The sequence below is a fragment of the methane-oxidizing endosymbiont of Gigantopelta aegis genome (assembly GCF_016097405.1).
Classification (GTDB): Bacteria; Pseudomonadota; Gammaproteobacteria; order Methylococcales; family Methylomonadaceae; genus Methylomarinum.
In genome coordinates this window covers 362,974-387,806 of sequence record NZ_JAEHGD010000001.1, presented here as the reverse complement: position 1 = coordinate 387,806, position 24,833 = coordinate 362,974, and the positions used below count along the sequence as shown (strand labels likewise).

The window sequence follows — 24,833 nt, the reverse complement described above, 5'->3', positions numbered from 1 at the left end:
ATCATGTTAAGACTGTTTAGTAAAACGCTGAAAACGGGTGTTGTGACAGAACGGGTTAAAAAACCCACATCTGATGATCTGGAACAATTAGGTATTGAAGTTAAACAGCAGATTGACCGTCATTTTAAAGGCAGTTTGGCAATTCGTGAGGTTGATGCCGGTTCCTGCAATGGCTGTGAATTGGAAATCCATGCTTTGAACAACCCAATATATGACGTTGAACGCTTTGGTGTCCATTTTGTTGCCTCGCCACGTCATGCCGATGTGTTATTGGTGACAGGGCCGGTGTCGCGTCATATGCAGACCGCTTTGTTGAGAACTTGGCAGGCTACGCCCGAACCTAAATGGGTGATTGCCGCAGGTGATTGTGCGGTGTGTGGAGGTGAATTTGGTGAGAGTTACGCCTGCTGTGGGGGTGTCGATAAGGTAATTCCTGTGGATGTGACCATACCAGGTTGCCCGCCGACGCCTAAGATGCTGCTCAAAGGCATATTGGGCTTGATAAACGGCGTAAAAACCCAGTCACAGCCGTTGGCTGCCAGTCAAAAATAACGATGAATCGTTTAATTTACAGGCCAGTTGTCGTGATTGGCCTGTTACTGGGTGTTCTGGCCTTAAGTGAATTAGTCGCCTTAAGTGGAATGAGCTGGAAAAATCTTCAGCGTATCGATCGCCTTAAACAAGAGATTGTTCAAAGTCATCAATTAGAGCAATTATTGTTTATTTTGCAAGACCAAACACCCAGTAAGCCCGACAAACAAAAATTATTGCAGGCATTTTTGCATAATCAGCCTCAAATACCGGACGAAACCCGAATATTGCTGGAGCAGCTTCAGAACATCTTGTCGCATCAGGCAGGTCGTATTGATAAAAACACCATTCTGCCGGTTTTACACAAAACCTTATCGGCTCAACTCAAAGCTGAAGAAAGCCTGCTCGACAAGATTTATGCCAATAACGAACTGGAACTGAAGCTGGCTATTTTAGTGCCGACGGGTGTCGTTTTGTTGTTTTTATTAGTGGGACGGTTTTATTTCAAGCGTTTCGTGACAGAGCCGATCAATAACCTGGAGCGCTTGTTGACCCGTCTGGCCGAAGGCAGTCGGCAACCTGTGGAGCCGGGTAAGACTGATCCGGCCATAAAAGCCTTGTTCGATAGCTATAACCGTCTGGTCAATCGCTTGCGTGAACTGGAGCAGGAACATCGGCAACATACCGCCTCGCTGGAGCAGGAAGTCCGCCAGGCCACCCATAGCCTATTGGAACAAAGTCATAGTCTGGCACGCGCAGAACGTTTAGCGGCCGTTGGCGAGTTAGCGGCCAGTGCGGCACATGAATTACGCAACCCGTTAGCGGGTATACAAGTTGCGCTGGAAAATATGTGTCAAGATTGTCAGGACAGGGATATGTGTGAACGCTTGCAATTAGTACATAATGAAATCAAGCGCTTAACCGGGCGTTTGAATGATTTACTGGTCTATTCCAGGCAGCAGCCCGAACAACCCACTCACTTCATTTTATATGACTGGATTAAGGATCTAATTACCTTGTTAAACTATCAAATTGATGAAAAAATCCATATTAAGCTTGAATGCGATCCAGACATTGACGTGTTTTTACCTAAAAATGAATTGCGCCAGGCATTATTAAACTTGATTTTGAATGCAATACAGTCAATTGGCAGCCAGGCCGGAACGGTCACCGTGCGGGTAAACATCGAAAACAAGCAGCTTATTATTGATGTACTCGATACTGGTGCCGGTTTTTCTGATGAATTTTTGCAACAGGGAATTCGTCCATTTGCCAGTCATAAAAAACACGGTACGGGGTTGGGGTTACCGATGGTATTACGATTCGCCAGAGCGCATGGCGGTGATTTAAGCGTGTGGAACACAGAGCAGGGCTTGGCCTGTGTGCGCCTGACCTTAAGCTATTTGCAATGAAAAACAGTTTGCTATTGATTGAAGATGAAATTCTTCTGGGCAATGAAATCGCCCGCTATTTTCAGAAGAAAGGCTGGGAGGTTCAGATTGCCCGTGATTTGGCGACGGCTAAATCAATGTTGGAAAATCAACAGTTTGATCCGCTGGTGATAGTGTCCGATATGAATTTGCCGGATGGTAATGCGCTGGATTTTATGGCGCACTGTAAAGATGGACTGCCGCGTTGCGAATGGCTTTTTTTAACCGGTTTTGGCAGTGTTTCCGACTCGGTTCGTGCCGTGCGGCTGGGCGCCTATGATTTTATCGAAAAGCCGTGTGATCTGGAACGATTGAATATGCTGGTAGAGGGTGCAGCGCGTAGCGCCCGTATTCAGCGCCGATTGGAGAATGAAACACAACGTCAAAACAGCCGTTATACCCTCAGTGCTTTGAGCGGTAAAAGCCCAGCCATGCAACGATTACGAGAAATGGTTCAGCAAATGGCAAAAGTGCCATTTTCAAGTTTGATTATTACCGGTGAAACCGGAACCGGTAAGGGGCTAATTGCCAAAGTACTACATTATTCTGGGCGCCGCGCTAACATGCCGTTGATTGAAATCAATTGCGCAGCATTACCACATGAATTGCTGGAAGCGGAATTATTCGGCTATGAGGCGGGGGCATTTACCGGCGCTAAAAAACGCCGTCGTGGTATGTTTGAACTGGCGCATTCTGGCACCTTGTTTCTCGATGAAATCGGGGAAATGGATTTAGAGTTGCAAGGTAAGTTGCTCAAGGCCGTGGAAGAGTTGCGTATCCGTAGGCTTGGCGGCGAACAGGAAATTGATGTCGATGTACAAATTATCGCGGCCACTCACCAGGATTTGCGGCAGCGCGTAAAAGAAGGCCGGTTCAGAGAAGATTTATACCATCGACTGAATGTCATCAATATACAGATACCCCCTTTACGCGACAGAATGGAAGATTTACCCGACCTGGTTCATCAGTTTATCGCTGAAAACAATACCAAGTCAGGTAAACAGGTACGACATATTCCAGATCGCGTCTGGTACAAACTGGAAAATTATGATTGGCCAGGTAATGTTCGGGAATTACGCAATATTATCGAACGTTGTGTGTTATTGGCAACGGATGAAGAGTTTCCGGAGCAGTGGCTACAACTGGCGTTACCGGCTGATACGCCGGTTGTCGAACCGACTGGCGATGCGGGTATTTTATTACCGCTAGATGGCAGTTTGAGTTTACAGGACATGGAGAAATTTATTATCCAGAAGGTATTGGAGAAAACCGACCATAATGTCACCGCAGCCGCTCGAATGCTGGGCACAACCCGCGAAACTTTGCGTTATCGAGTGCAAAAATATCATTTAACCGGACATTGACTCCTAGGAGGCTGTCGGGTTTAGGGATTCGTAACGAGACGAGTGGAAAATCGAGGACAGTTTTTCGATCTTTTGAGGCGCATAGTGATGCTACGCAACGAAAAAGATTGGAAAAATGGACCGATTTCCCACTGTCGCAGTAGAATTTTTCTAAATCCGACAGCCTCCTAGTAGTGCATGCAAGCTTTTTATCAAGCTCGCGCACAAACCCAGACCCAGACCTGGCCGGCTCCGGCTTGTTTTAAAACTTTCGCTAGCTCAGAAACTGTGGCACCTGTTGTCATCACATCATCGAAAATAACGATATTGGAACCTTGCGGAAATGCGCTGACGTTAAAGGCATGGCGAATGTTTTTATGCCGTTGTTTAGCTTGTAAAAGACTTTGTGGTGGGGTGTATTTGATGCGCTGACAGAGATTGGGGCGCAGCGGAATCTCGAGCTGACGAGCGACCGTTGTGGCAATTTCCTGTGATTGATTAAAGCCCCTTTGACGATAGCGTTTAGGATGTAGTGGAACGGGAACGATAAAATCAGGCCAGGGATGTTCGCTAGGTAAGTAATCGATAAAGAGTTGGCCCAACAAGCGCGCATTTTTGACTTGTCGATGAAATTTCAGGCCGGTAATCAGCCAGCGTATACTGTGTTGATATAAAAAAGGGGCACTCACCTGTTGATAGCGCGGTGGTTTTTTTAAGCATTGGCCACATAACTGCATATGATTAGTCTCACTGGTTAACGGCGTTGCACAAAGGCGACAATGACATAGGTTTAATATTAAATCAGCATAACAGGCGGCGCATATATCTTTATGGTCAAAGCCTGCATGATCGCAGACGATGCAGCTCGGTGGAAACAGCTTGTGCTGTATAAATTTAAGCCAGTTGTTTACCATTTGATGCAGGGCAATCGGGTTTAAATTACACCAAGAATCTTGAGTAAATAATCATTATCCCACCCTGCCATCATTCGCTTGGTTTTTACACCGACTTTGGCCGTTTCCTCGGCTTTTATTAAATTTAAGGCCATGTGTCGAATGACAGCTAAGTTTGAAGCACTATATCCTTTGCGGGTTCGGTTGCTATCCTCATCAAAAGCAAGATCAAGAACCCAATGCAAGTTATTTTCAATCGCCCAATGAGCGCGAACAGCATGCTCTAACTTGTTTGGATCGTTTGCGCTTAAACTGCTTATAAAATAGCGTGTTTCCTCGGTTATTTTTTCATCCACTTCTCTTGTGCTGCTGTGACGGCAATAATACTTTTTAATCCTGACCAGGAATGCTCCTTTTTTAACCATTCAATCTCATCCGTGACACGAACAGAACGCGTTTCAATTCGCCCATGCTCACCATTGACGGTTTTTGTGGCAATTTCTGGCGATAAAGCGGATGTAAAATAGGCCTTTACATCCTCATGTAAGGTGCCATGATTTCCTTTTAAACTCAAAACATAGTCACCGCCTTGGTCGATAATCTGTTTGGCTATTTTCTTTTGGCACCCCATTGCATCAATTGTAATCAAAGCGCCTGCAATATCCAAACGCGACAGAAGTTTGGGTATGGCCGTAATTTCATTGGATTTATCATCCACTTTCGCCTGACCTAAAACCAAACTGTTTTTCCGCGACCAGGCGCTCACCATATAGATGGCTGACTTATTTGAGGCTTTATCAATACTGCGCCTTAAGCATTTGCCATCCATTGCAATAATATCTTCTTCAACCAAGTCCGCTAGATCGGCCACCCAGTTTGAGAAGCATTGACTAAATTGTTCCGTATCTATGGCGGCAAAAACAGCACCCAACGTATCATGTGAAGGGATTCCATTTTCTAAACCAAGCTGTTCAGTGAACCAGCTTTCTTTAGCCTTTCCAAATTTTTCAATGGCCACCCAGTTATCGGCTCCACAAATAGTCGCACACAAGGTGATGAAAAATATATCAGTGAGTTGATGCTTCTTTCGCCGATCTACTCTTGGATCAGCAATCGTTGAAAAATGGTGGATAATTGAGGCCGTTGGGGTAACTGTCATTTATAATCAAAATGATAAAACCAATACCTTATCTAAATTATAATTTCAACCCTTTTTTAAACCCGATTGCCCTGCCATTTGATGTAGGGTAGGTTGACAAGTCGATAAAATTTGTTGAATATTGCTGCTCTTAGTTTAACCTTTTTGCAGGAGATTGCTCGTATGTCCGCGCGCCCTTCATTCCCGGCCGATGTGTCGGTTATCCGCCATGATTGGCAACTCGATGAGATTAAGGCTTTATTTAATCTGCCGTTTAACGATTTGATCTTTCAGGCGCAAAGCCTACATCGGCAGTATTTTGATCCTAACGAAATCCAAATCAGCAGTTTGCTGAGCATTAAAACAGGTTCCTGTTCTGAGGATTGTGGCTATTGTCCACAGAGCGCACGCTATGATGCGGATTTACAACCGGAAGCCTTGTTGCCGATTGAAGAAGTTTTGGAAACAGCCAAACGTGCGAAGGAACAAGGCGCATCGCGTTTTTGCATGGGAGCGGCCTGGCGTGCGCCAAAAGACCGCGATATCGAACGGGTGGTGGAAATGGTGCAAGGGGTCAAGGCTTTAGGCATGGAAACGTGTGTGACTTTAGGTATGTTAACCGATGAGCAAACCAAGCGCCTTAAAGATGGTGGACTGGATTATTACAATCATAATCTGGATACTTCGGAAGAGTATTATTCTGAGGTTATCACTACCCGCACCTACCAGGACAGGCTGGATACGCTGGCGCGTGTGCGTGACGCTGGCATCAATGTTTGTTGTGGCGGTATCATCGGTATGGGCGAAAGCGATGATGATCGTGCCAAACTCTTGCAACAACTGGCGAATTTGCCGAAACATCCGGAGAGTGTGCCGATTAACATGTTGGTACAAGTGGAAGGTACACCATTGGCCGGGACTGAAAAGCTGGATCCATTGGAATTTGTGAGGACTGTCGCTGTGGCGCGCATCATGATGCCGGAGTCGCGAGTGCGCTTGTCAGCAGGACGTAATGAAATGACAGATGAAATGCAGGCACTGTGTTTTCTGGCCGGTGCCAATTCCATTTTTTATGGCGAAAAATTGCTGACCACCGATAACCCGATGACCAATCGGGATTTACAATTGTTTGAACGTTTAGGCTTGCATCAGGGTGGTTCCAGTTACGCCAGCTAAAGCATAATTTGATGTTGACCGATTTTAATGCCGAATTGGCATTGCAGCAGCAACAAGGCTTGTATCGGCGGCGGCGTATTGTCGAGGCTGTCAGTGGTGTGGAACTTATCGTCGATGGTAAACCCTGCCTGAATTTTTGCAGTAATGATTATTTGGGCCTGTCGCAACATCCACAGCTTAAAGCAGCATTGCAGCACGCAGTGAGTCAATATCCCTTGGGGAGTGGTTCGGCGCATTTGATTTGTGGGCATAGCCATGCACATCATGCCTTGGAAGAAGAGCTGGCGGCATTTACCGGCCGTGAAAAAGCCGTATTGTTCTCCACCGGCTACATGGCGAATGTGGGTGTTATTTCGGCCTTGTGTGAGCGTGGCGATTGGGTATTGCAAGATCGCCTGAATCATGCCTCATTACTGGATGGTGCGTTATTATCTAAGGCTCGGCTGCAACGTTATCGGCATCGGAATATGGCCGATTTGAAGGCTAAATTGAGCAAAGCGCCAGGTGATGTATTGCTGGTTAGCGATGGGGTGTTCAGCATGGATGGCGATTTAGCACCATTGCCAGAGATGGTAGGCTTGACAAATACGCGCAATAGTCTGCTGATGATCGATGACGCGCATGGTATGGCCGTTTTAGGTCGCACTGGCGCGGGTGTCGTGGAGCATTTTGAACTGGCACAACAAGATGTACCGATTTTAATGGGGACATTGGGAAAAGGGTTTGGCTGCTTTGGCGCCTTTGTAGCCGGTTCCGAAGCATTGATCGAGCTTCTGATCCAGAAAGCGCGCAGTTATATCTATACAACCGCCTTGCCGCCAACCGTGTGTGAGGCAACCCGAGTCAGTCTGCGTCTTGTTCAGGGCGAAATCGGGGCCGATAAACGGGCGATATTACAGCAGAATATCGCTTATTTTAAACAGTCTGCCCGGCAGATCGGTTTGTCACTCATGCCATCTGATACGGCGATTCAACCGCTTTTGATTGGCGATAGCCAGCAGGCTTTGGCGATTAGTCAGCAATTATGGGCGCGCGGCTTGTGGGTCAGCGCCATTCGCCCACCTACGGTGCCGAAAGGACAAGCACGTTTACGCATTACCTTATCGGCATTACATCAGACGCAACACATCGACACCTTGCTCGATGCGCTTGCTCATTGTCTGCAATGAGTCAGGTGTGGCACTAGGCCTGCACAACATCCATCTTTCATTAACTATTTATGAGCATATATCTCAAAGAATATCCCCTAACGCAGCCGGACAAAAACGAGGCTGTATTAGGTCAAACTAAGCCTGCGTTAGTGATGTTACATGGCTGGTCAATGCATTCAGGCCTCTGGCAGACTTTGGCTGAACAGCTAGCACAACATTTTCGAGTCATTTGTCTGGACTTGCCGGGGCATGGTTTAAGTGGGTTATGTGCGCCATATCAGTTGGAAACAGTGACAGATATACTATTGCAGGCGATTCCGACTGAGCAGTTTATGGTATTAGGATGGTCATTAGGCGCAAGTATCGCGCTGGATATGGCTTGGCGCTATCCAAAGCGGGTCAGCCGTGTGATAACACTAGCGGGAAATCCATGTTTTGTTGAACAAAACGATTGGCCCGGGGTGCATCCCAATGTTTTGATGCGTTTCAGTGAAAATCTGATGCATGATAGCCATCAAACTTTAGTACGGTTTTTGGCCTTGCAAGTCAATGGTCTGCCAGAGGGTAAGCATTTGTTGAGACAACTCAAAACCGCTATCGAAAGCTGTCCACCTCCCACCGTTGAAGCCTTACAAGGCGGGCTGAAAATCCTGCAAACCTGTGATTTAAGGGACGAATTGGCAGCACTGTCACAGCCTGTTCTAGCCATATTTGGCGATCACGATAAACTGATTCCGCCAGTATTAGCTAAGGTGATTAAACAAAGGCGACCCGATTGCCAGATAAGTTTGTTGGCAGGCGCAGGGCATGCGCCTTTTTTAACCCATAGCGAACACATTCAACAGGCTATTATTCAATTTGTCGATGACGCATAACAAATCCAAAATTCGCCAATCCTTTTCAGCCGCTGCCGCAAGTTATGATGCCATGGCACGACTTCAAAAACAGGTTGCAGTTGATTTATTGCATCAATCCGAGATGCCGACGTCTCAACAAACGGTTTTGGATTTAGGCTGTGGTACCGGTTTTTTAACTGAAAAACTGGCAGATCATGTTGCCGTTGAAAACCTGTTTGCACTGGATATAGCCTTGCCCATGTTGCATCGAGCGCGGCAAAGGCCGGCATTGACCCGTTGTCATCACATCTGTGCGGATGCCGAAGCCTTGCCATTTGTCAATAATCAATTCGATTGGATTTATTCCAGCCTGGCTCTGCAATGGTGTTCCGATTTAAGTGCTGTCTTTAAGGGTGTTCAGCAGTGTTTGAAAGCATCAGGAAAACTGGCTTTTGCGACGTTTGGCCCTGCCACCTTAAAGGAACTTAAAACGGCCTGGAAGCATGTGGATGATGCTGTGCATGTGAATGATTTTTATCCATCCGATCATATCGAAATGGCCTTGCAACGTACAGGGTTTACATCAATCCATTTAAACAGCCGGCTTTATACGCTGTCATATCGGGATGTCTGGGCATTGATGCGAGAGCTGAAAGGGATTGGTGCGCAGCATGTCAACGGCCGGCAATCACAAAGGTTGATAACGCGTAAACACATTAATCAGATGATTGCCGCTTATCCTAAACAATTCAATGGCGACATTATCGCCAGTTATGAAATTTTTTTCGTACAGGCGCAGCTATGAAATCAAGCTATTTTATAACCGGAACGGATACCGGGGTCGGAAAAACCTGGGTTACACTAGGGCTGATGGCCTATTTTAAACAACAGGGTTTTAATGTGGCCGGCATGAAGCCGATTGCCGCAGGCTGTGAATGGCGACAGGGACAATGGCAGAATGAAGACGCCATACTGATTCAACAACAAGCATCGATTAAGTTGCCTTATTCTGTTATCAATCCGTACGCATTCAAACAGCCGGTATCGCCGCATCTGGCCTGCTGTGGAGAAAATGTTGAATTATCCTTAATCGAAGAGTGCTTTAACAGCATTCAACAACAGGCTGACCGTATCCTGGTTGAAGGCGCAGGAGGCTGGTATTCGCCTTTGTCGGAAACGCTGGATAATTGTCAGTTGGCTCATGCTTTGGGGATTCCAGTCATTCTCGTGGTCGCCATTCGCTTAGGTTGTATCAATCAGGCATTGCTGAGCTGGCGGGCGATTCAGTCATCAGGTGCAGAATGTATCGGCTGGATTGCGGTTTTAAATGATCGGGAAATGCAATTGGCTAAAGAAAATATCCAATACATTCAGCAGACTATCAAAGCATCGCCGCTTTTAGGCGTTATACCCTATATGGAAAGAATAGATGCCGAAAAAATGGCACACTATTTAAAGGGTTTTTAATAAAAAATTGACCCAGATCAAATCGTATTTTTTGCTGGCGGAGATAATGGCCACTCCATTATAACAATCAAAAACCTGGAGGAACGTTATGCCATTAATGACGTGGACAGAAGAACAATACGGCACTAAAGTAGGCTTTGCAGATGAAGAGCATAAAGAAATATTTCGGTTGTTGAACAAGCTTTATGATGATGTGGCAAGTGGTGCAGATCGTGCGACTATCGGTGCCTCATTGGATGCATTGATCGCATATGTCGTTGACCATTTTGCGCACGAAGAACGCGAAATGGAAGCAGCAGGCTTCGATGGTCTGGCGGCGCATAAAGCAGAACATGATGCGTTAGTCGGCATTTGCGCTGATTTACAAAAGAAATTCCATGCCGGTGAGGCGGATGTGACTGCAGAAGTGGGTGAAATGGTAAAAGACTGGCTAGATAAGCATATCCCAACATTTGATTTTGCGTATTCATCGGCTATAGGCTGATGCCACGAGTTTGTAACGAATAGACTCAAAGTCTCATAAAAAACCATGTCTGAATCAGGCATGGTTTTTTTATGTGCGTTTTTACCTGTTTCTATTTTCAATATCATCGGGCTAGGCGCATTATTTTTCAACATTTACGGGTTGTTCAGGAAACCAATGTCGAGTACGGTTACAAAAAGCAACGACCGATAGCATAACGGGGACTTCCACTAGGACACCGACCACGGTTGCCAGTGCGGCACCTGATTCTGGGCCATACAAGGCAATTGCCGTCGCTACGGCTAGTTCAAAGAAATTACTGGCACCGATCAGAGCACCGGGAGCTGCGATATTAAAGGGGACTTTAAATATCTTCATCAGACCATAGGCTAACGAAGAATTAAAATAGACTTGAAGCAGAATCGGGATCGCAATCAAGACGACGTGTATAAATTTTCCGGTGATATTATCGGCCTGAAAGGCGAAGATAAAAATCAGCGTTAATAATAAAGCCAGTACAGTGATCGGATGAAAAAAAGCGATAAAGCGTTTTTCAAACCAGTCCAGGCCTTTCAAACGGATCAATATAACCCGACTTAAGCTGCCCATAGCCAATGGAATAACAATAAACGCTATGACACTGTAAAACAATACATCATAAGGTACAGTCAGATCACTTGCACCATTGATCAGAAAGGCAACAATCGGGGCGAACAAGATTAACATCAGTAAATCATTCAGTGAGACCTGAACCAGGGTGTAGGCGGGGTCGCCATCGCTCAGATACGACCAGACAAAAACCATTGCTGTACAGGGTGCGGCCGCCAGGATAATACATCCGGCAATATATTGATCGGCCAATTCGGCACCGATGAATGGTAACCACAGGTGTTTAAAAAACAGCCAGGCAATCAGCGCCATTGAAAAGGGTTTGATCAGCCAATTGACAAACAGGGTAATCAAAATTCCGCGCGGTCGTTTACGTACATCCAACACACTGGAAAGGTCAATTTTCAGCATCATCGGATAAATCATTAGCCAGATCAGGACAGCAATCGGTATGTTGATATGACTGTCCTGGCCAAATTCCAGTTTGCGCAGGCCGTCTGTAATCTCGGGGAATTGTTTACCTAAGAAAATACCAATGCCCATGCATAATACGACCCAGAGGGATAGATAACGCTCAAACAAACTCAAACGCTTAGGCTCAGCTGTTGCGATGTTGCTATGTTGTGAACTCATGGCGGGATGCCTATTGAATTTTTCCGATGTCATTGTGTTTTTCAGTCAGGGCCTGCTCGGACATTTCCTCAAAGGGTAATGTCATCATGTGTTTGACACGTTGCTCGAGAATGGCAAAGGTTTTTTCAAAGGCGGTAATTTTTTCCATTTCCGTTCCTTCCACATGGCCTGGGTCGGATACGCCCCAATGGGCACGCACTGCCTGGCCTAAATAAGCGGGGCAGGTTTCTCCGGCGGCGTTGTCACAAACGGTAATGACAATATCCATCGGAATCGCTTCAAAGTCTTCCCAGGATTGGCTTTGATAACCTTCGGTCGGTAAACCATGTCTTTTTAACGTAGCCAGGGCACCTTCATTGATTTTGCCGATAGGATGACTGCCCGCAGAGTAGGCTTTAATACGCCCTTGGCCATAATGGTTCAGCAAGGCTTCGGTCATCACACTGCGACAGGAATTGCCGGTACATACCACTAAAACATTATAAGGTTTTTGAGTCATTGATAGCATCTCTAAAATTGTAGAAAGGAATCAGCCACAACACGATGATTTTTTTTCATCCTGTGGACGACAGGCATATGGGTTTTCGCCATCAGAGCGGGCTTTAGCATCGTTAAACGTTGGGATTTCGTTAAGTGAATGGAAAGATTCCCAGGCAATGCCTTGTGGGTCTGTAATCCAGTATTTGTCAGAACGGGTATAGCAACAGGCGGCGCCTTGCTGGGCTTCAATCGGTGCTTGAGTGGCATCGAGATGTTGTTTTATATCCCGCAATTCAGCCTTGTTTTCCGCCTGGATACCGAGATGATCGAGTCCAGTTTGTTGACTGCGATTTGAAATGGCGAAATTGACACGAGGGTCATCAAGCATCCATTTGGCATAATCGTCATGAACGACGATAGGTTGACAGCCGAACAGGGTGCTGTAGAACTCGATATTTTGTTCAAGGTCTTCGACAGCGAGATGGATATGTAAGCGTTTCATGGTTTTCCTATAGGGTTAGTGTTATATATGAATAAACATATATATCATCCAGTATTCGTGTAGAAACGAGAAGCTGGAAATGGTTAAAAAATTAGCCGCAAAGCAGTTTCTCAGGACGGTTGGCCATATGATGCAGGCGCTGCTGTGCATTTTTAAAGGCATCGCTTTGTTCAACTGAATTCAGCACATTGTCGAGCAGCGGCTTGCTCCAGTCCGGTAAAGTATCGCTGATTTGATAAAACACCCATTGGCCTTCGCGGCTATCTTGTAACAAACCGCATTGCCTCAATAATGCCAGGTGGCGGGATATTTTAGGCTGGGGCAAAGCCATTGCTGCAGTCAATTCGCAAACACAGAGTTTGCCTTCTTTTTGTAACAACGCGACACAATGCAAGCGCGTATCATCGGATAAACATTTAAAAAATTGTACAGGTGTCATAAGTAATAAATAGTAACTGTTGTTGCGCAGCGATTCTTCAATTTCATTCCCATGATCCTCCATTCAGCATTACCGTGAAAAAAGTCATCTCTGGCTTCTGTTTTTATCGACACAGAGACTACAGAGTACACAGAGTTATAGTTTGTATCATTCAAATTCCATTGACTAATCTGGATTCATGAGGTTATGTCGAAATATCTGTTGTTCATCCTGGCTGCACGGTTCCATTCTCTGTGTCTATTCATTAGACCCATTCGAACACCACTGACCGAAAATTTTCGGCCCATTGGGATGCGGTTTCTGAGGAATCGTCATTCCAGGCGGAACATTAGATAGTAATATATGTATAACCATATATTATATGATACCAGATAAGCAATGATTCATGGTTTTTTCTTCAGTAATCATAACTTATGTTACGCGGTGGCTCTTTAATTTCATTTCCATGATTCGCCGTTCAGCATTACCGTGAAAAAAGTCATCTCTGGTCTCTATCTTTTATCGACACAGAGACCACAGAGCGCACAGAGTTATCGTTTGTATCGTTTAATGCCCTTGAATGGTCTGGATTCATGATGTTATCAACGACTCTGTTGAAATATCTGTTGTTTATCCTTGCTGCACGGTTTCATTCTCTGTGTTCTCAGTGGTCTCTGTGTCTATATGGGGCCCTACGCAGGAGTATGGGAATGAGGGAAGAGTTACTGCGTAACATCAGATCATAATAAAATCACGGCAACCTGGAACAGGTTGCCGTGATGAGGTTTTTTAATTTATTCTAGGTGGTAGTTGTCCACCGGGCTGGGTTTTTACGGCGCAGAACTTGAATTCCGGGATTTTAGCCGCCGGATCCAAAGCTTCATTGGTGATCAGGTTAGCGCTGGCTTCGTTATAACAGAAAGCCATAAACAGACAACCGGGTTGAATACCTAAATCTGCACGCGCATAGGCAGAAATTTTCCCTCGTCTTGATTCAATGGTAATCAATTCGCCCGCTTTGACCCCCATCTTTTCCAGATCATCAGGATGTACCGTCACGACCGGATCAGGCTCGATGGCATCGAGAGTAGGGGAGTGGCGGGTCATGCTGCCGGTATGCCAATGTTCCAGTTGACGGCCGGTAATGAAAATCCACGGAAATTCATCATCAGGCATCTCATCGGCATGGATATACGGTGCCGGCACAAATTTTCCTCGGCCCGATGCAGTTGGGAAGCCATCGGTAAAAATAATCGGTTGTCCCGGATCACCCTCTTTTTCCAGCGGATAGGTCAATGAATCTTCCTGCTCCAGCCGTTCCCAGGTCATGCCAGCAATACTGGACATGGCTTGACGCATTTCGTTGAAAACATCTTTAGGCCCCGAGTAATTCCAGTCACAGCCTAAGCGTTTGGCTATTTCCTGAATAATCCACAGGTCTTGTTTGGCGTCTCCGGGCGGTGTCACAGCTTGGCGCCCCATTTGTACGCGGCGGTCGGTATTGGAAAATGTACCGGTTTTTTCATAGAAGGCGGATGCGGGCAGAATGACATCGGCAAAACCTGCGGTTTCCGTCAGAAAGATATCCTGCACCACCAGGTGTTCGAGTTTTGCCAACGCTTCGCGCGCATGATTCTGGTTTGGGTCAGACATGGCTGGGTTTTCGCCTTCGATATACATGCCAAAAACCTCGCCATTCAAAATAGCGTGCAGCATTTCGACTGTAGTCAAACCGCGCTCTGGATCCAGCGTTGTCTTCCAAAGCTGTTCATATTTCTTTTGATAATCAGGGTTGTCAACCGGTTCGTAATCCGGGTAGACCATTGGAATCAAACCGACATCGGATGCGCCCTGTACATTGTTCTGTCCACGCAGAGGATGCAAGCCGGTACCGGGACGACCGATTTGTCCTGTCATCAAAGCCAGAGAAATCAAGCAGCGTGCATTGTCGGTGCCATGAATATGCTGGGAAACGCCCATGCCCCATAAAATCATCGAGGCTTTGGACGTAGCATATAGCCGTGCGACTTCGCGAATGGTGTCAGGATCAATACCACAAATTGGTGCTACTTTTTCTGGGCTGTATTGCTTTAAGTGTATCCGTAAGGCTTCGAAGTCTTCGGTATGCTTGGCGATATAGTCGTCATTTTGTAGATTCTCATCCAGAATGACATGCATGATGCCGTTTAACAGCGCGACATCGGTGTCTGGGCGAAATTGCAAGACGTGTGTAGCGTATTTTGCAATCGCCGTTCTGTTTGGGTCGATCAGAATGATTTTAGTGCCATTGGCCGCCGCATTTTTCATAAACGTAGCGGCAACTGGATGGTTGACGGTCGGGTTGGAGCCAATGATGATAATCACTTCGGCCTTTTTAACATCCTCAACGGGATTAGATACTGCCCCCGAGCCTAAGCATTCAAGCAAGGCAACAACGGATGAAGCATGACACAGGCGGGTGCAGTGGTCGACATTGTTTGAACCAAAACCGGTACGAACCAGTTTCTGAAATAAATACGCTTCTTCGTTACTGCCTTTAGCTGAGCCTAACCCCGCTAAGGCTTTTTTGCCTTTGTTGTCGCGGATATTTTTCAGGCCATTAGCGGCAAATTCCAGTGCCTCTTCCCAGCTCGCTTCGCGAAACACTTTGTCCAAATCATTGGGGTCTAGTAATTCGGTAGTTTTAGCTACGCCTTCGCGACGAATCAAAGGTTTGGTCAGGCGTAATGGATTATGAATGTAGTTGAAGCCATAGCGGCCTTTGACACACATACGGAAATGGTTGGTGTCACCATCGCGGCCTTCGGTATAGAGAATTTTATTGTCTTTGACATGGTAACGAATCAGACAACCAACACCGCAATAAGGACAGGTTGAATCTACGGTTTTTTCCGGCACTTCCAGTCCCACGCCGCCTGCGGGCATCAAAGCTCCGGTTGGACAAGCCTGAACACATTCACCACAGGCGACACAGCTGCTAGCGCCCATTGGGTCGCCCATATCGAAAACAATTTCAGAATGGGCACCGCGATTGGCATAACCAATGACATCATTCATTTGCTCTTCGCGACAGGCGCGGACGCAACGGGTACATTGAATACAGGCATCTAAGTTGACAGCGATAGCTGGATGACTCAGATCACTTTCCGGTTGTTTGCGTGACGGAAAGCGAGGTGTACCCACATCGAGTTTATCAGCCCAGATATCCAGTTCGGAATCACGTTTATAGGGTGACTTTCCTTGTTGAGGCATATCAGATTTGAGCAACTCCAGCACCATTTTCTGGGATTTTACGGCACGTTCACTTTGCGTCTGAATAGTCATGCCTTCGGTTGGCATGCGGCAGCATGATGGAGCCAGGGTTCTTTCGCCTTCGATTTCAACCACACAGGCACGACAGTTGCCATCCGGGCGTAGTCCTTCTTTGTAACATAAATGGGGAATTTCTTTGCCCAGGCGTTGTGCCGTTTGCAGGATGGTTTCGCCCGGATAGGCCGTTACCGATTCACCGTCCAGGTTAAAGCTGACGGTCGCTTCGTTCATAAATTCAGGATTTGCAGCCATGATTACTCTCTGTTCGGTGTTATTTCAATTCTTCTGGAAAATATTTGATCACGCAACGCAAGGGATTCGGCGCCGCTTGTCCAAGACCACAAATAGAGGCATCTACCATCACACTGGAGAGTTCTTCAAGCAGGGATTGGTTCCAGTTTTTTTGTTGCATCAATTCAGCGGCTTTCGCGGTGCCGACGCGACAAGGGGTACATTGACCACAGGATTCTTCTTCAAAAAACTTCATCGCATTCAGAGCGAGATTGCGCGCTTTATCTTGGTCGGAAAAGATAATGACCGCTGCTGAGCCGATAAAACAGCCATGCGGATTCAATGTGTCGAAATCCAGCGGAATGTCGCCCATTGATGCGGGCAGAATACCGCCCGATGCACCGCCTGGAAAATAGCCGTAAAAGCTGTGGCCATCCAGCATACCGCCACAATATTCATCAATCAGTTCTTTCACGGTAATGCCCGCCGGTGCCAGATGAACACCTGGCTTTTTGACGCGGCCGGAAACTGAAAAAGAGCGTAGTCCTTTTCTGCCATTACGACCATGGGAGGAAAACCAGTCGGGGCCTTTTTCGACAATATCGCGTACCCAATAAACCGATTCCATATTATGTTCTAGCGTGGGGCGGCCGAATAAGCCGACTTCAGCTAGGAAGGGTGGACGCAGGCGTGGCATACCGCGTTTACCCTCAATCGATTCGACCATAGCCGACTCTTCTCCGCAAATATAAGCACCGGCACCACGACGTAAATGAATAGGCGGTAAGCGATATTTATCGGTAGGCGGGTTAGCGGCTAAAGCGGCCAGTTCCCGTTGCAGAATTTGTCGGCAACCGGCATATTCGTCGCGCAAGTAGATATAGATTTCGTCACAACCGACGGTTAATGCCGCAATCAGCATGCCTTCCAGAAAACGGTGTGGATCACGTTCCAGATAATGTCGATCTTTGAAGGTACCCGGTTCGCCTTCATCAATATTCACCGCCATCAGGCGAGGGCCTTTAAAGCCTTTGACGATACGCCATTTACGACCGGCTGGAAAACCTGCGCCGCCGAGGCCACGCAAACCTGAATCTTCCATTTTTTTGATAATGGATTCTTCGCTAATTTGGCCTTCCATCAGTTTCTTCAGGGTTTGATACCCCTGATCGGCCTTGTATTGCTCGATACTGATATAATCGCTGACTGGCGCCGTCACGGCCTTTTTTTGTACAGTTTCAATAACACTGTTGCAGGTGGCCTGATCGACTGGATTTTGTCCGACGACTGCGACCGGTGCATGTTGACATCGACCGACACAGGGTACGCGCTGCACCCGCACTTTCCCATCGAGGCCATCCTCAAGCGATTGGATCAGATCTTCGGCGCCAGCCATGCTGCAACTTAATGATTCACAGACACGTACGGTGAGTTCTGGTGGGGCGGCTTGACCTTCGGGAACAACATCGAAATGATGATAAAAAGAGGCCACTTCATAGACTTCAGCCGGAGAAAGATTCATTTCATGAGCTAGAGCGACTAAATGCTTGGCTGAAATGTGGTGATAATGATCTTGGATTTTGTGTAAATGTTCGATTAACAAATCCCGTTGCCGTGACTCATCGCCGAGTAAGTTCCTGACATCCTCCAGAGCAGATAAATCGACTGCATGGCCTTTAGGGCCACGACGTTTTTTGGTTTTTATCTGTTCGGGTGATATTTTTATGACCGCCACACGTATCTCCTCCAGGTTATAAGCTTTGCCAACGATTAGCAATTGACCACTTTAGCGAATTGTAATATATATTTCAAATCATTATTTGTTGGTTTATCATCAGATTTGATGATAAAACTGGAACTATTTCAGAGTAAAAATATCAGGAATTCTGCATGAATCCAACTCATTTGTTGACCTTTGCCATTGTTGCACGCTTGCAAAGCATCACCAAAGCCGCACAATATTTGAATTTAGGTCAACCGGCAGTTTCAGGTCAGTTGAAATTATTGCAGGCTGCGGTCGGTGAGGCTTTGTATGAACGGCGTGGCCATAAATTGGAATTGACGCCGGCAGGGCAAGGCTTGCTCGAGTATGCTGAAAAAATGCAACAGGATTTTAAACAGGCTAAAGAATATATCCGCTGTTTGAAACAGGTTAATACCGGTAATCTGCGTATTGGCGCCACTATGACCATGACCAGTTATTTTTTGCCAAAATATCTGGTGCAGATGCAAACCCAATATAAAGGTGTTCATGTCAGCATGGAAACCGGTGATACGCGGGAAATTCTGGATAAAATGTATGACTATGATCTGGGGTTTGTCGAAGGGCCGGTCGAAACCTGTGATTTGCCAATAAATTATCAGCTTGTAAAATGGAAAACTGATGAAATTGTTTTGATATTACCGGAACGGCATGCGCTTGCCGAGCGGTATGCCGACATTGTCCCCTTGGACGTGTTTGCCGAATACCCGATTATCTGGCGTGAACCAGGCTCTGGTGCCAGGCAGGCGGTTGAAGATGCTTTGCGACAAGCTGATATCAATGCTCCGGTCAGCATTGAGGTGATGGGGGTGACGGCGGTGATGGAATCTGTACGGGCCGGACTCGGTATCGGTTTTGCCTCAGCTCAGGCCTTGGCGCATAAACTGGAAGGACTGGTCGCTAGACGTCTAGGCTCTGAGCAAGGTATTTTATGGGAATTGAATATCATTCGTCCGGATGCGGTAATGCAATCTCGGGTTGCCAAAGCCTTTTTGGCCTTATGTTGTGATGAGAAATAAGATGAGACTTTTTATACTGTTTTTATTATGGCCCGCCCTATTGCTGGCGCAACCGGCTCTACCGGTAACAGAGGTGGCGCCGGGCATTTTTGTGCATTTTGCCAGGCAGGAATTTCCCAATCCTCATAACCACGACCATATCGCCAATATAGGTTTTATTGTCGGGCAGCGTTGTGTCGCTGTCATCGACACCGGTGGCAGTCCGCTACAAGGTCAGGCCTTGAAAAAAGCAATCGAGAACACGACCGATAAACCGGTATGTTATGTCATCAATACACATGTTCATCCTGATCATATTTATGGTAATCGTGTATTTAAGCAACCGGGTGTCAAATTTATTGGCCATTACAGACTGTCCCGGGCCATGGCGGCACGCGCGCCGTTTGATATCGACCGGGCTAAAGCGCAGTGGGATGTCGAATTAAGGGCTGAAGATATTGTTCCACCTGATTTCAATATCCATAAACAGATGCGTATCGATTTAGGACAAAGGTATTTACTGTTAACCGCGCATCCTACAGCCCATACGGATAATGATTTATCCATATGGGATGAAAAAACCAATACCGCTTGGCTGGCCGATTTGCTGTTTATCGACCATATTCCGACCTTAGATGGCAGTTTAAAAGGCTGGCTGAATGAAATCAGTAAACTGGAAAAACAGACTTATCGGTTTGTCGTGCCAGGCCACGGGCCGCTGGCAACTGACTGGCCGCAGGCGATACAACCGGAAAAACGTTATTTACAAATACTGTTGACTGAAATCCGGGAACAAATCAAACAAGGCAAGTATCTTGAAGATGCGGTCAAAACCGTCGGTTTGTCTGAAAAACCGCATTGGCAATTATTCGATGCCTATCATCAGCGTAATGTCATGTCGGCATTTGCTGAATTGGAATGGGAAGATGAATAACTTTTACTCTTTTTAACTGGAGTCATGATGAAAAAACGACCTACCTTTATCTTTTTATTGTTATTACCGCTTGTCACTCTGGCGGCAAAGGATGAATTGCGCTGGGAAAACGAAATCAAACCGCAGTATTTTGCCGATAAAGTGATTAAAGAATCGGATTTGTTGGCAATAGAAGCTCCGTACCGGGCAGAAGATCCGGCGCTGGTTCCAGTAAAAATCATCAGTAAAATTCCGCAAACACCTGAGCGGTATATCAAAAAGATGTGGGTTTTCGTCGATAAAAACCCCTATCCATTTGTCGGTGAATTTACTTTTTTTCCAGAAACCGGCAAGGCTGACCTGGCCATGCGGATACGGGTGAATACCTATAGTTATGTACGGGCCATTGCCGAGATGAATAATGGCGACATGTTGATGACAAAAAAATTCGTCAAAGCCAGTGGTGGCTGTTCGGCACCGATTGGCACCGATCTGGACGCGGCAATGAAGCGCTTGGGAAAAATGAAATTCCGTTTAAAACCCGAAGCTAAAGATGGCTTGGCTGAAGCACAGTTACTGATCAGCCATCCTAATATTACCGGCATGCAAATGGATCAGGTGACGCGTTTCGTGCGCAAACCCCATTTTATGGACAAGCTGACAGTAACATACAACGGTAAGCCGGTTTTGATTGCCAAAACCGATATCGCCATCAGTCAGGATCCAAATTTCCGCTTTTATTTTATACCGAAAGGTCAAGGTGAATTAAAAGCTGAGTTCACCGATGTGCATTGTGAATCGCCGACCAGTCGCGCTGTCTGCGAATCAGGTAAAAAATATGAGAAAACTCAAGAGATTAATCTATAACACAGGTTGATAGAAAAATGAGTAACGATATTCGTATTCAACGTTTGAGCGGTGAGCCGCTACGACAATATATTCCAGATTTAGCCCGTTTGCGAATCGAGGTTTTCAGAGACTTTCCTTATCTTTATGATGGCGATTATGCTTATGAAGAAAAATACCTGAAAACCTATATCGACTGTCCTGATAGCGTTATCGTATTAGCATTTGCAGGCGATGATATTATCGGTGCATCGACTGCGATTCCAATGAAATATGAAACCGATGAGGTTAAAAAGCCTTTTATCGAACATGGCTATAATCCAGATGAAATATTTTACTGCGGGGAATCGGTACTGGATAAACGCTATCGCGGTTTAGGTATCGGGGTGCGTTTTTTTGAAGAACGCGAAGCGCATGCCGACGATTTAGGCGGCTTTAAACACATTTGTTTTTGCTGTGTGGAGAGGCCAGCCGATCATCCACGCCGTCCAAAAGATTATGTACCATTGGATGCCTTCTGGAATAAACGTGGCTATGTCAAACATCCTGAATTAACCACGACTTATAGCTGGAAAGACCTGGATGAAGATAAGGAAACGGCGAAATCGATGACATTCTGGTTGAAAGAAGAGTATGCTTAAACTGGCCGTTGCACAATATGATGTGAGTTTTCTGGATAGCTGGGCGGCTTACGAGAAAAAAATCCAGCAATGGGTTAGCCAGGCCGCCCAGCAACAGGCGCAGTTGTTGGTGTTTCCCGAATATCACAGCATGGAGCTGGCATCTTTGTTTGATGAATCAATTTATCGGTCATTGACTAAACAGCTCGATGCAATGCAAGGATTATTGGCCGATTTTTTAGCGTTGTATCGGCAACTGGCAACACAGTATGGCGTCTATATTCAGGCGGGGACATTTCCTGTTTTGAATGAAATCGGTGAATATCGTAACCGGGCTTATTTATTCACCCCCGACGGTGGCTATGATTTTCAGGAAAAGCTGATGATGACGCGCTTTGAAAATGAGCAATGGCACATTAAAGCCGGACAAATCATAAAGTTATTTGATACAGACTTTGGCAAACTGGGGATTGCGGTGTGTTATGACAGCGAATTCCCACATTATGCCCGGCACATGGCAGAGCAGGGTGCGGCATTGATTTTAGTACCGAGTTGTACCGATACCAAAGCCGGCTATTACCGCGTCAGAATAGGTTGCCAAGCCCGTGCGCTGGAAAATCAATGTTATGTCGTGCAGTCACCGCTGGTCGGGGAAGCGCCCTGGTCAGAGGCGGTTGATATAAACTGCGGTGCGGCAGCGGTTTATACGCCGGTCGATAAGGGCTTTCCGTATGATGGCATACTCGCCATCGGGGAGTACAATCAAACGCAATGGCTATATGCTGACCTAAATCTTGAAAAAATGATCCAGGTCAGAGAAAACGGCCAGGTTTTTAATTACCATGATTGGCCACGTCAATTTAATGCAGAACTGGAGACGCTATGAAATTTGTACCTTGTAACTCAGAATGTACCCATGAAGGTACACACTGCGAAGGCTGTGGTCGTTCGCATGAAGAAATTGCCGAAATGAAAAAATTGGTGATGGACTGTGTTGAATTTGCACGGCACCAATCGTATGAAAATATTGATGATTACGTCGATGCTCTAGCGCGCTCAGTACGCAAGAAATTACTGGAATCATAGTCCTGATCTTAATCTTCAGGCGAGCATATTTTTTCATCACATAGCGGATAAATCGGGTTGACCTGATCGACTCGTTTACCGCGTTGCTCTGGAGCAAACCGACTGAAAGCGGCCATTTCAATAGGCGTCAGAGAGCCTGCCAGGGTTTCCAGAAGATTTAAACGTAAGCCTTGTCGCACCAGGTAAATAATATAAGTTTGCCGTAGCACGGCAGCCGGCGCCTGCTGCTGGGATTCAATACCGGCATCAACGAAGGCGCAATACAGCAGTGCATCAATATCATCTTCGCTTAAATGAGTCTGGTTTTGCCACAGTGTTTTTGTCTTGATGGCATTTTCCAATAGCTGCTGTAATCGTTTTCCCAACGGTATTGTACGCGAGGGAAGATGCAGCAGTCCTGTTTCCAAGTCAATCTGTTCAGTCTTCAATTGGCTGATTTCTGCTGGTGTCAGCCCAGAAAGTAATAATAAAATGAGCTGTTGTGTGTCAGGGTTGCTGAGTTGAAATAAATACTCAAGGGTATCATTTTTTAAAGGTGAATATTCCGGTACTTTAAAGGGTAACGATGCCGTATCGTGTTTTTGTTCGACTCGGCCAGTATCGGAAACTGGCTCTAGTTTTTCAGCAGCAGGTGGGGGATTGAACCAGACAGAAACAGGGAAATGGAAGCCTTTATCGGCCTGTTTTTTGTCTTTGACCGTTAGGAAGTCAATCAGCCAAAGGCTAAAAAAAGCCAGAAATAACGCAACACCAAAAGCGATTAGGCTACCTAAGGTATAATCTGGCCCAATTGGCACATCATTAAAACTGGCTCTTTCAATAACATCGACTTGAGGATATTTTTCAAATTGACTGCTTTCAATTTTAACCAGCCTGACTTGTGTATCCCGATATAATTCTTCCAATGCCTTCAAATCTTCGACTAACTGTTCGTACTTTGCGAATAGGGTGGTGAATTCGGCGGCCTTTTTTTGTTGTTCGGCCAGCTTTTTTTGCAAGTTTTTTGTCACTTGCTTGGCAGCTTGATAGGCCTGATAGGCTTCAGTCAGCACACTGTTTTGCCCGACTTTCCGCTTGATCCTGATTTCTTTTTCCAACTTTTTTATTTGTTCGGGAATAAATTTCAAGGACGGTTGTAAGTAGAGATAATCGCGCGTGTAACGTTTATCGAACTCAGCTAGTTTCTCTTTCAGTTCCTGATAACGACGTTCTAAATGACTTAAACTACGTTGTTCTTGTTGCGGAACGACGGTTCGGCCTTCGGCAATGGCTTGTTTTATCGCATCTAATTTAGCCTTGGTTTTAACTTCTTCCTCTTTAGCATCGTTATACGCTTTATTTAAAGCATTCAAGCCAGCGAGGTGCTCATTTTCAACCCGTTCACTGGAATTGATATGATATTGTTTTCGAAACAAGGCGATCGCTTGTTGTTTAGCTTTGATTTGGTTTTCTAATTGCTGTAATTCATTCCGAAGTTTATCCAGTGTCTGCTGTGAGGCATCCGCGGTATTATGCTGACGCGCTTCTAAGTAGACATCGATCCAGGTGTTGATAACGGTGGGCAAAAAATCAGGATGATCACCGGTTGCTGTCATGCTGAGTAGGTTCGTTTCCGGGATGGGTTTGACATCGAGCATTTGACGAATATCGGCTAAGCTGATGTCGGCCATAGTCGAGATTTTTTTCAAGCGTAATAAGGTTTCGCTCAGTAATTCAAAGCCTAATAGTTTTTGTCGCTGAATGGCGACATGTTGCACATCAGCCTCCAGACTTTGTTGATCAATGGCTGTCGGCGCCGAGGTCAGTAATGTCGCTTCGGCTTGATAAACGGCAGGCCGCGAAAAATTAATCATCAATCCAATCAGTAAACTGATACCAAAGGTCAGTAAAAACACCTTTACTCTGGAAAAAGAGTGACCCTCATTGTCAGGAATTGATGGAATCACTGAGTCAGAGTGCGTAATATATTCAATTTTTTGTGTTTGCTTCATGGGC

At 46.0% G+C, this 24,833-nt stretch carries 23 protein-coding genes and 1 pseudogene; 15 read left to right on the top strand and 9 right to left on the bottom strand.

The features are described from left to right. Positions 1–3 precede the first annotated feature (3 nt). The 3 genes from JEU20_RS01960 to JEU20_RS01950 are packed head-to-tail and all read left to right on the top strand — an operon-like array spanning position 4 to position 3,325. The gene (locus JEU20_RS01960) at positions 4–552 is read left to right on the top strand and encodes an NADH-quinone oxidoreductase subunit B family protein (RefSeq protein ID WP_198243440.1); all 549 of its coding nucleotides are present in this window, start codon (positions 4–6) and stop codon (positions 550–552) included. A gap of 2 nt (positions 553–554) precedes the next feature. Further along, positions 555–1,943, top strand: a complete 1,389-nt coding sequence (locus JEU20_RS01955) for a sensor histidine kinase (RefSeq protein WP_198243439.1) — start codon at positions 555–557, stop codon at positions 1,941–1,943. Further along, positions 1,940–3,325, top strand: a complete 1,386-nt coding sequence (locus tag JEU20_RS01950; protein ID WP_198243438.1) for a sigma-54-dependent transcriptional regulator — start codon at positions 1,940–1,942, stop codon at positions 3,323–3,325. The genes JEU20_RS01955 and JEU20_RS01950 overlap by 4 nt, the downstream gene beginning before the upstream one ends. 191 nt (positions 3,326–3,516) lie before the next feature. Here JEU20_RS01950 and JEU20_RS01945 read toward each other — a convergent pair whose 3' ends face one another. Together JEU20_RS01945 and JEU20_RS01940 are read right to left on the bottom strand one after the other, a co-directional pair. Further along, on the bottom strand, positions 3,517–4,218 hold the full coding sequence (locus tag JEU20_RS01945; protein ID WP_198243437.1) for a ComF family protein: 702 nt from the start codon (positions 4,216–4,218) through the stop codon (positions 3,517–3,519). A gap of 20 nt (positions 4,219–4,238) precedes the next feature. Next, positions 4,239–5,356, bottom strand: a pseudogene (locus JEU20_RS01940) (ISAs1 family transposase). A gap of 162 nt (positions 5,357–5,518) precedes the next feature. On the opposite strand from JEU20_RS01940, the gene bioB reads away from it, so the two are divergent. From bioB to JEU20_RS01910, 6 genes are all read left to right on the top strand, one after another. Further along, complete coding sequence (bioB, locus tag JEU20_RS01935; protein ID WP_198243436.1) at positions 5,519–6,511, top strand: biotin synthase BioB; 993 nt, start codon at positions 5,519–5,521, stop codon at positions 6,509–6,511. 11 nt (positions 6,512–6,522) lie between these two features. Next, positions 6,523–7,680, top strand: coding sequence for an 8-amino-7-oxononanoate synthase (gene bioF, locus JEU20_RS01930; protein WP_198243435.1), 1,158 nt, complete (start codon positions 6,523–6,525; stop codon positions 7,678–7,680). Positions 7,681–7,730: 50 nt separating this feature from the next. Beyond that, positions 7,731–8,537 (top strand): pimeloyl-ACP methyl ester esterase BioH, encoded by an 807-nt coding sequence (gene bioH / locus JEU20_RS01925; protein ID WP_198243434.1) that lies wholly within the window; start codon positions 7,731–7,733, stop codon positions 8,535–8,537. Further along, positions 8,527–9,303, top strand: a complete 777-nt coding sequence (bioC, locus tag JEU20_RS01920; RefSeq protein ID WP_198243433.1) for a malonyl-ACP O-methyltransferase BioC — start codon at positions 8,527–8,529, stop codon at positions 9,301–9,303. Before bioH ends, bioC begins: the two co-directional genes overlap by 11 nt. After that, entirely contained in the window at positions 9,300–9,965 is a 666-nt protein-coding gene (gene bioD, locus JEU20_RS01915) for a dethiobiotin synthase (RefSeq protein ID WP_198243432.1), read from the top strand. The genes bioC and bioD overlap by 4 nt, the downstream gene beginning before the upstream one ends. 88 nt (positions 9,966–10,053) lie before the next feature. Further along, a complete protein-coding gene (locus JEU20_RS01910; protein WP_198243431.1) occupies positions 10,054–10,449 on the top strand; it encodes a bacteriohemerythrin in 396 nt (131 codons plus the stop codon). Between the two features lie 120 nt (positions 10,450–10,569). Here JEU20_RS01910 and arsB read toward each other — a convergent pair whose 3' ends face one another. From arsB to JEU20_RS01880, 6 genes are all read right to left on the bottom strand, one after another. After that, a complete protein-coding gene (gene arsB, locus JEU20_RS01905; RefSeq protein ID WP_198243430.1) occupies positions 10,570–11,670 on the bottom strand; it encodes an ACR3 family arsenite efflux transporter in 1,101 nt (366 codons plus the stop codon). 10 nt (positions 11,671–11,680) lie between these two features. Next, positions 11,681–12,169, bottom strand: coding sequence for an arsenate reductase ArsC (locus JEU20_RS01900; protein WP_198243429.1), 489 nt, complete (start codon positions 12,167–12,169; stop codon positions 11,681–11,683). Positions 12,170–12,199: 30 nt separating this feature from the next. Beyond that, complete coding sequence (locus JEU20_RS01895) at positions 12,200–12,652, bottom strand: ArsI/CadI family heavy metal resistance metalloenzyme (RefSeq protein WP_198243428.1); 453 nt, start codon at positions 12,650–12,652, stop codon at positions 12,200–12,202. 91 nt (positions 12,653–12,743) lie between these two features. Beyond that, positions 12,744–13,091, bottom strand: coding sequence for a metalloregulator ArsR/SmtB family transcription factor (locus JEU20_RS01890; RefSeq protein WP_198243427.1), 348 nt, complete (start codon positions 13,089–13,091; stop codon positions 12,744–12,746). Positions 13,092–13,859: 768 nt separating this feature from the next. Continuing rightward, positions 13,860–16,634 carry a formate dehydrogenase subunit alpha gene (fdhF, locus tag JEU20_RS01885; protein WP_198243426.1) on the bottom strand — a complete coding sequence of 925 codons (2,775 nt, stop codon included), beginning with the start codon at positions 16,632–16,634 and terminating at the stop codon, positions 13,860–13,862. Positions 16,635–16,653: 19 nt separating this feature from the next. Continuing rightward, positions 16,654–18,348, bottom strand: a complete 1,695-nt coding sequence (locus tag JEU20_RS01880; RefSeq protein WP_198243425.1) for an NAD(P)H-dependent oxidoreductase subunit E — start codon at positions 18,346–18,348, stop codon at positions 16,654–16,656. A 155-nt stretch (positions 18,349–18,503) separates the two neighbouring features. On the opposite strand from JEU20_RS01880, the gene JEU20_RS01875 reads away from it, so the two are divergent. From JEU20_RS01875 to JEU20_RS01850, 6 genes are read left to right on the top strand one after another with little or no spacing between them, the layout of a single operon-like run. Further along, complete coding sequence (locus JEU20_RS01875) at positions 18,504–19,394, top strand: LysR family transcriptional regulator (RefSeq protein ID WP_198243424.1); 891 nt, start codon at positions 18,504–18,506, stop codon at positions 19,392–19,394. 1 nt (position 19,395) lies between these two features. After that, on the top strand, positions 19,396–20,307 hold the full coding sequence (locus JEU20_RS01870) for a quinoprotein relay system zinc metallohydrolase 2 (protein WP_198243423.1): 912 nt from the start codon (positions 19,396–19,398) through the stop codon (positions 20,305–20,307). Positions 20,308–20,334: 27 nt separating this feature from the next. Continuing rightward, on the top strand, positions 20,335–21,153 hold the full coding sequence (locus JEU20_RS01865) for a quinoprotein dehydrogenase-associated SoxYZ-like carrier (RefSeq protein WP_198245789.1): 819 nt from the start codon (positions 20,335–20,337) through the stop codon (positions 21,151–21,153). Positions 21,154–21,170: 17 nt separating this feature from the next. Next, positions 21,171–21,773 (top strand): GNAT family N-acetyltransferase, encoded by a 603-nt coding sequence (locus JEU20_RS01860; protein ID WP_198243422.1) that lies wholly within the window; start codon positions 21,171–21,173, stop codon positions 21,771–21,773. Beyond that, a complete protein-coding gene (locus JEU20_RS01855; protein WP_198243421.1) occupies positions 21,766–22,638 on the top strand; it encodes a carbon-nitrogen hydrolase family protein in 873 nt (290 codons plus the stop codon). The genes JEU20_RS01860 and JEU20_RS01855 overlap by 8 nt, the downstream gene beginning before the upstream one ends. Continuing rightward, entirely contained in the window at positions 22,635–22,838 is a 204-nt protein-coding gene (locus JEU20_RS01850; RefSeq protein ID WP_198243420.1) for a DUF1289 domain-containing protein, read from the top strand. Before JEU20_RS01855 ends, JEU20_RS01850 begins: the two co-directional genes overlap by 4 nt. Before the next feature lie 8 nt (positions 22,839–22,846). On the opposite strand, the gene JEU20_RS01845 is transcribed toward JEU20_RS01850, so the two are convergent. Further along, entirely contained in the window at positions 22,847–24,829 is a 1,983-nt protein-coding gene (locus tag JEU20_RS01845) for a GumC family protein (protein ID WP_198243419.1), read from the bottom strand. Positions 24,830–24,833 lie beyond the last annotated feature (4 nt).

Excerpts from the sequence above, each read along its gene's own strand:
- JEU20_RS01960 (WP_198243440.1), top strand. The coding sequence starts at position 4 with ATGTTAAGACTGTTTAGTAAAACGCTGAAAACGGGTGTTGTGACAGAA.
- JEU20_RS01955 (WP_198243439.1), top strand. The coding sequence starts at position 555 with ATGAATCGTTTAATTTACAGGCCAGTTGTCGTGATTGGCCTGTTACTG.
- JEU20_RS01950 (WP_198243438.1), top strand. The coding sequence starts at position 1,940 with ATGAAAAACAGTTTGCTATTGATTGAAGATGAAATTCTTCTGGGCAAT.
- JEU20_RS01945 (WP_198243437.1), bottom strand. The coding sequence starts at position 4,218 with ATGGTAAACAACTGGCTTAAATTTATACAGCACAAGCTGTTTCCACCG.
- bioB (WP_198243436.1), top strand. The coding sequence starts at position 5,519 with ATGTCCGCGCGCCCTTCATTCCCGGCCGATGTGTCGGTTATCCGCCAT.
- bioF (WP_198243435.1), top strand. The coding sequence starts at position 6,523 with ATGTTGACCGATTTTAATGCCGAATTGGCATTGCAGCAGCAACAAGGC.
- bioH (WP_198243434.1), top strand. The coding sequence starts at position 7,731 with ATGAGCATATATCTCAAAGAATATCCCCTAACGCAGCCGGACAAAAAC.
- bioC (WP_198243433.1), top strand. The coding sequence starts at position 8,527 with ATGACGCATAACAAATCCAAAATTCGCCAATCCTTTTCAGCCGCTGCC.
- bioD (WP_198243432.1), top strand. The coding sequence starts at position 9,300 with ATGAAATCAAGCTATTTTATAACCGGAACGGATACCGGGGTCGGAAAA.
- JEU20_RS01910 (WP_198243431.1), top strand. The coding sequence starts at position 10,054 with ATGCCATTAATGACGTGGACAGAAGAACAATACGGCACTAAAGTAGGC.
- arsB (WP_198243430.1), bottom strand. The coding sequence starts at position 11,670 with ATGAGTTCACAACATAGCAACATCGCAACAGCTGAGCCTAAGCGTTTG.
- JEU20_RS01900 (WP_198243429.1), bottom strand. The coding sequence starts at position 12,169 with ATGACTCAAAAACCTTATAATGTTTTAGTGGTATGTACCGGCAATTCC.
- JEU20_RS01895 (WP_198243428.1), bottom strand. The coding sequence starts at position 12,652 with ATGAAACGCTTACATATCCATCTCGCTGTCGAAGACCTTGAACAAAAT.
- JEU20_RS01890 (WP_198243427.1), bottom strand. The coding sequence starts at position 13,091 with ATGACACCTGTACAATTTTTTAAATGTTTATCCGATGATACGCGCTTG.
- fdhF (WP_198243426.1), bottom strand. The coding sequence starts at position 16,634 with ATGGCTGCAAATCCTGAATTTATGAACGAAGCGACCGTCAGCTTTAAC.
- JEU20_RS01875 (WP_198243424.1), top strand. The coding sequence starts at position 18,504 with ATGAATCCAACTCATTTGTTGACCTTTGCCATTGTTGCACGCTTGCAA.
- JEU20_RS01870 (WP_198243423.1), top strand. The coding sequence starts at position 19,396 with ATGAGACTTTTTATACTGTTTTTATTATGGCCCGCCCTATTGCTGGCG.
- JEU20_RS01865 (WP_198245789.1), top strand. The coding sequence starts at position 20,335 with ATGAAAAAACGACCTACCTTTATCTTTTTATTGTTATTACCGCTTGTC.
- JEU20_RS01860 (WP_198243422.1), top strand. The coding sequence starts at position 21,171 with ATGAGTAACGATATTCGTATTCAACGTTTGAGCGGTGAGCCGCTACGA.
- JEU20_RS01855 (WP_198243421.1), top strand. The coding sequence starts at position 21,766 with ATGCTTAAACTGGCCGTTGCACAATATGATGTGAGTTTTCTGGATAGC.
- JEU20_RS01850 (WP_198243420.1), top strand. The coding sequence starts at position 22,635 with ATGAAATTTGTACCTTGTAACTCAGAATGTACCCATGAAGGTACACAC.
- JEU20_RS01845 (WP_198243419.1), bottom strand. The coding sequence starts at position 24,829 with ATGAAGCAAACACAAAAAATTGAATATATTACGCACTCTGACTCAGTG.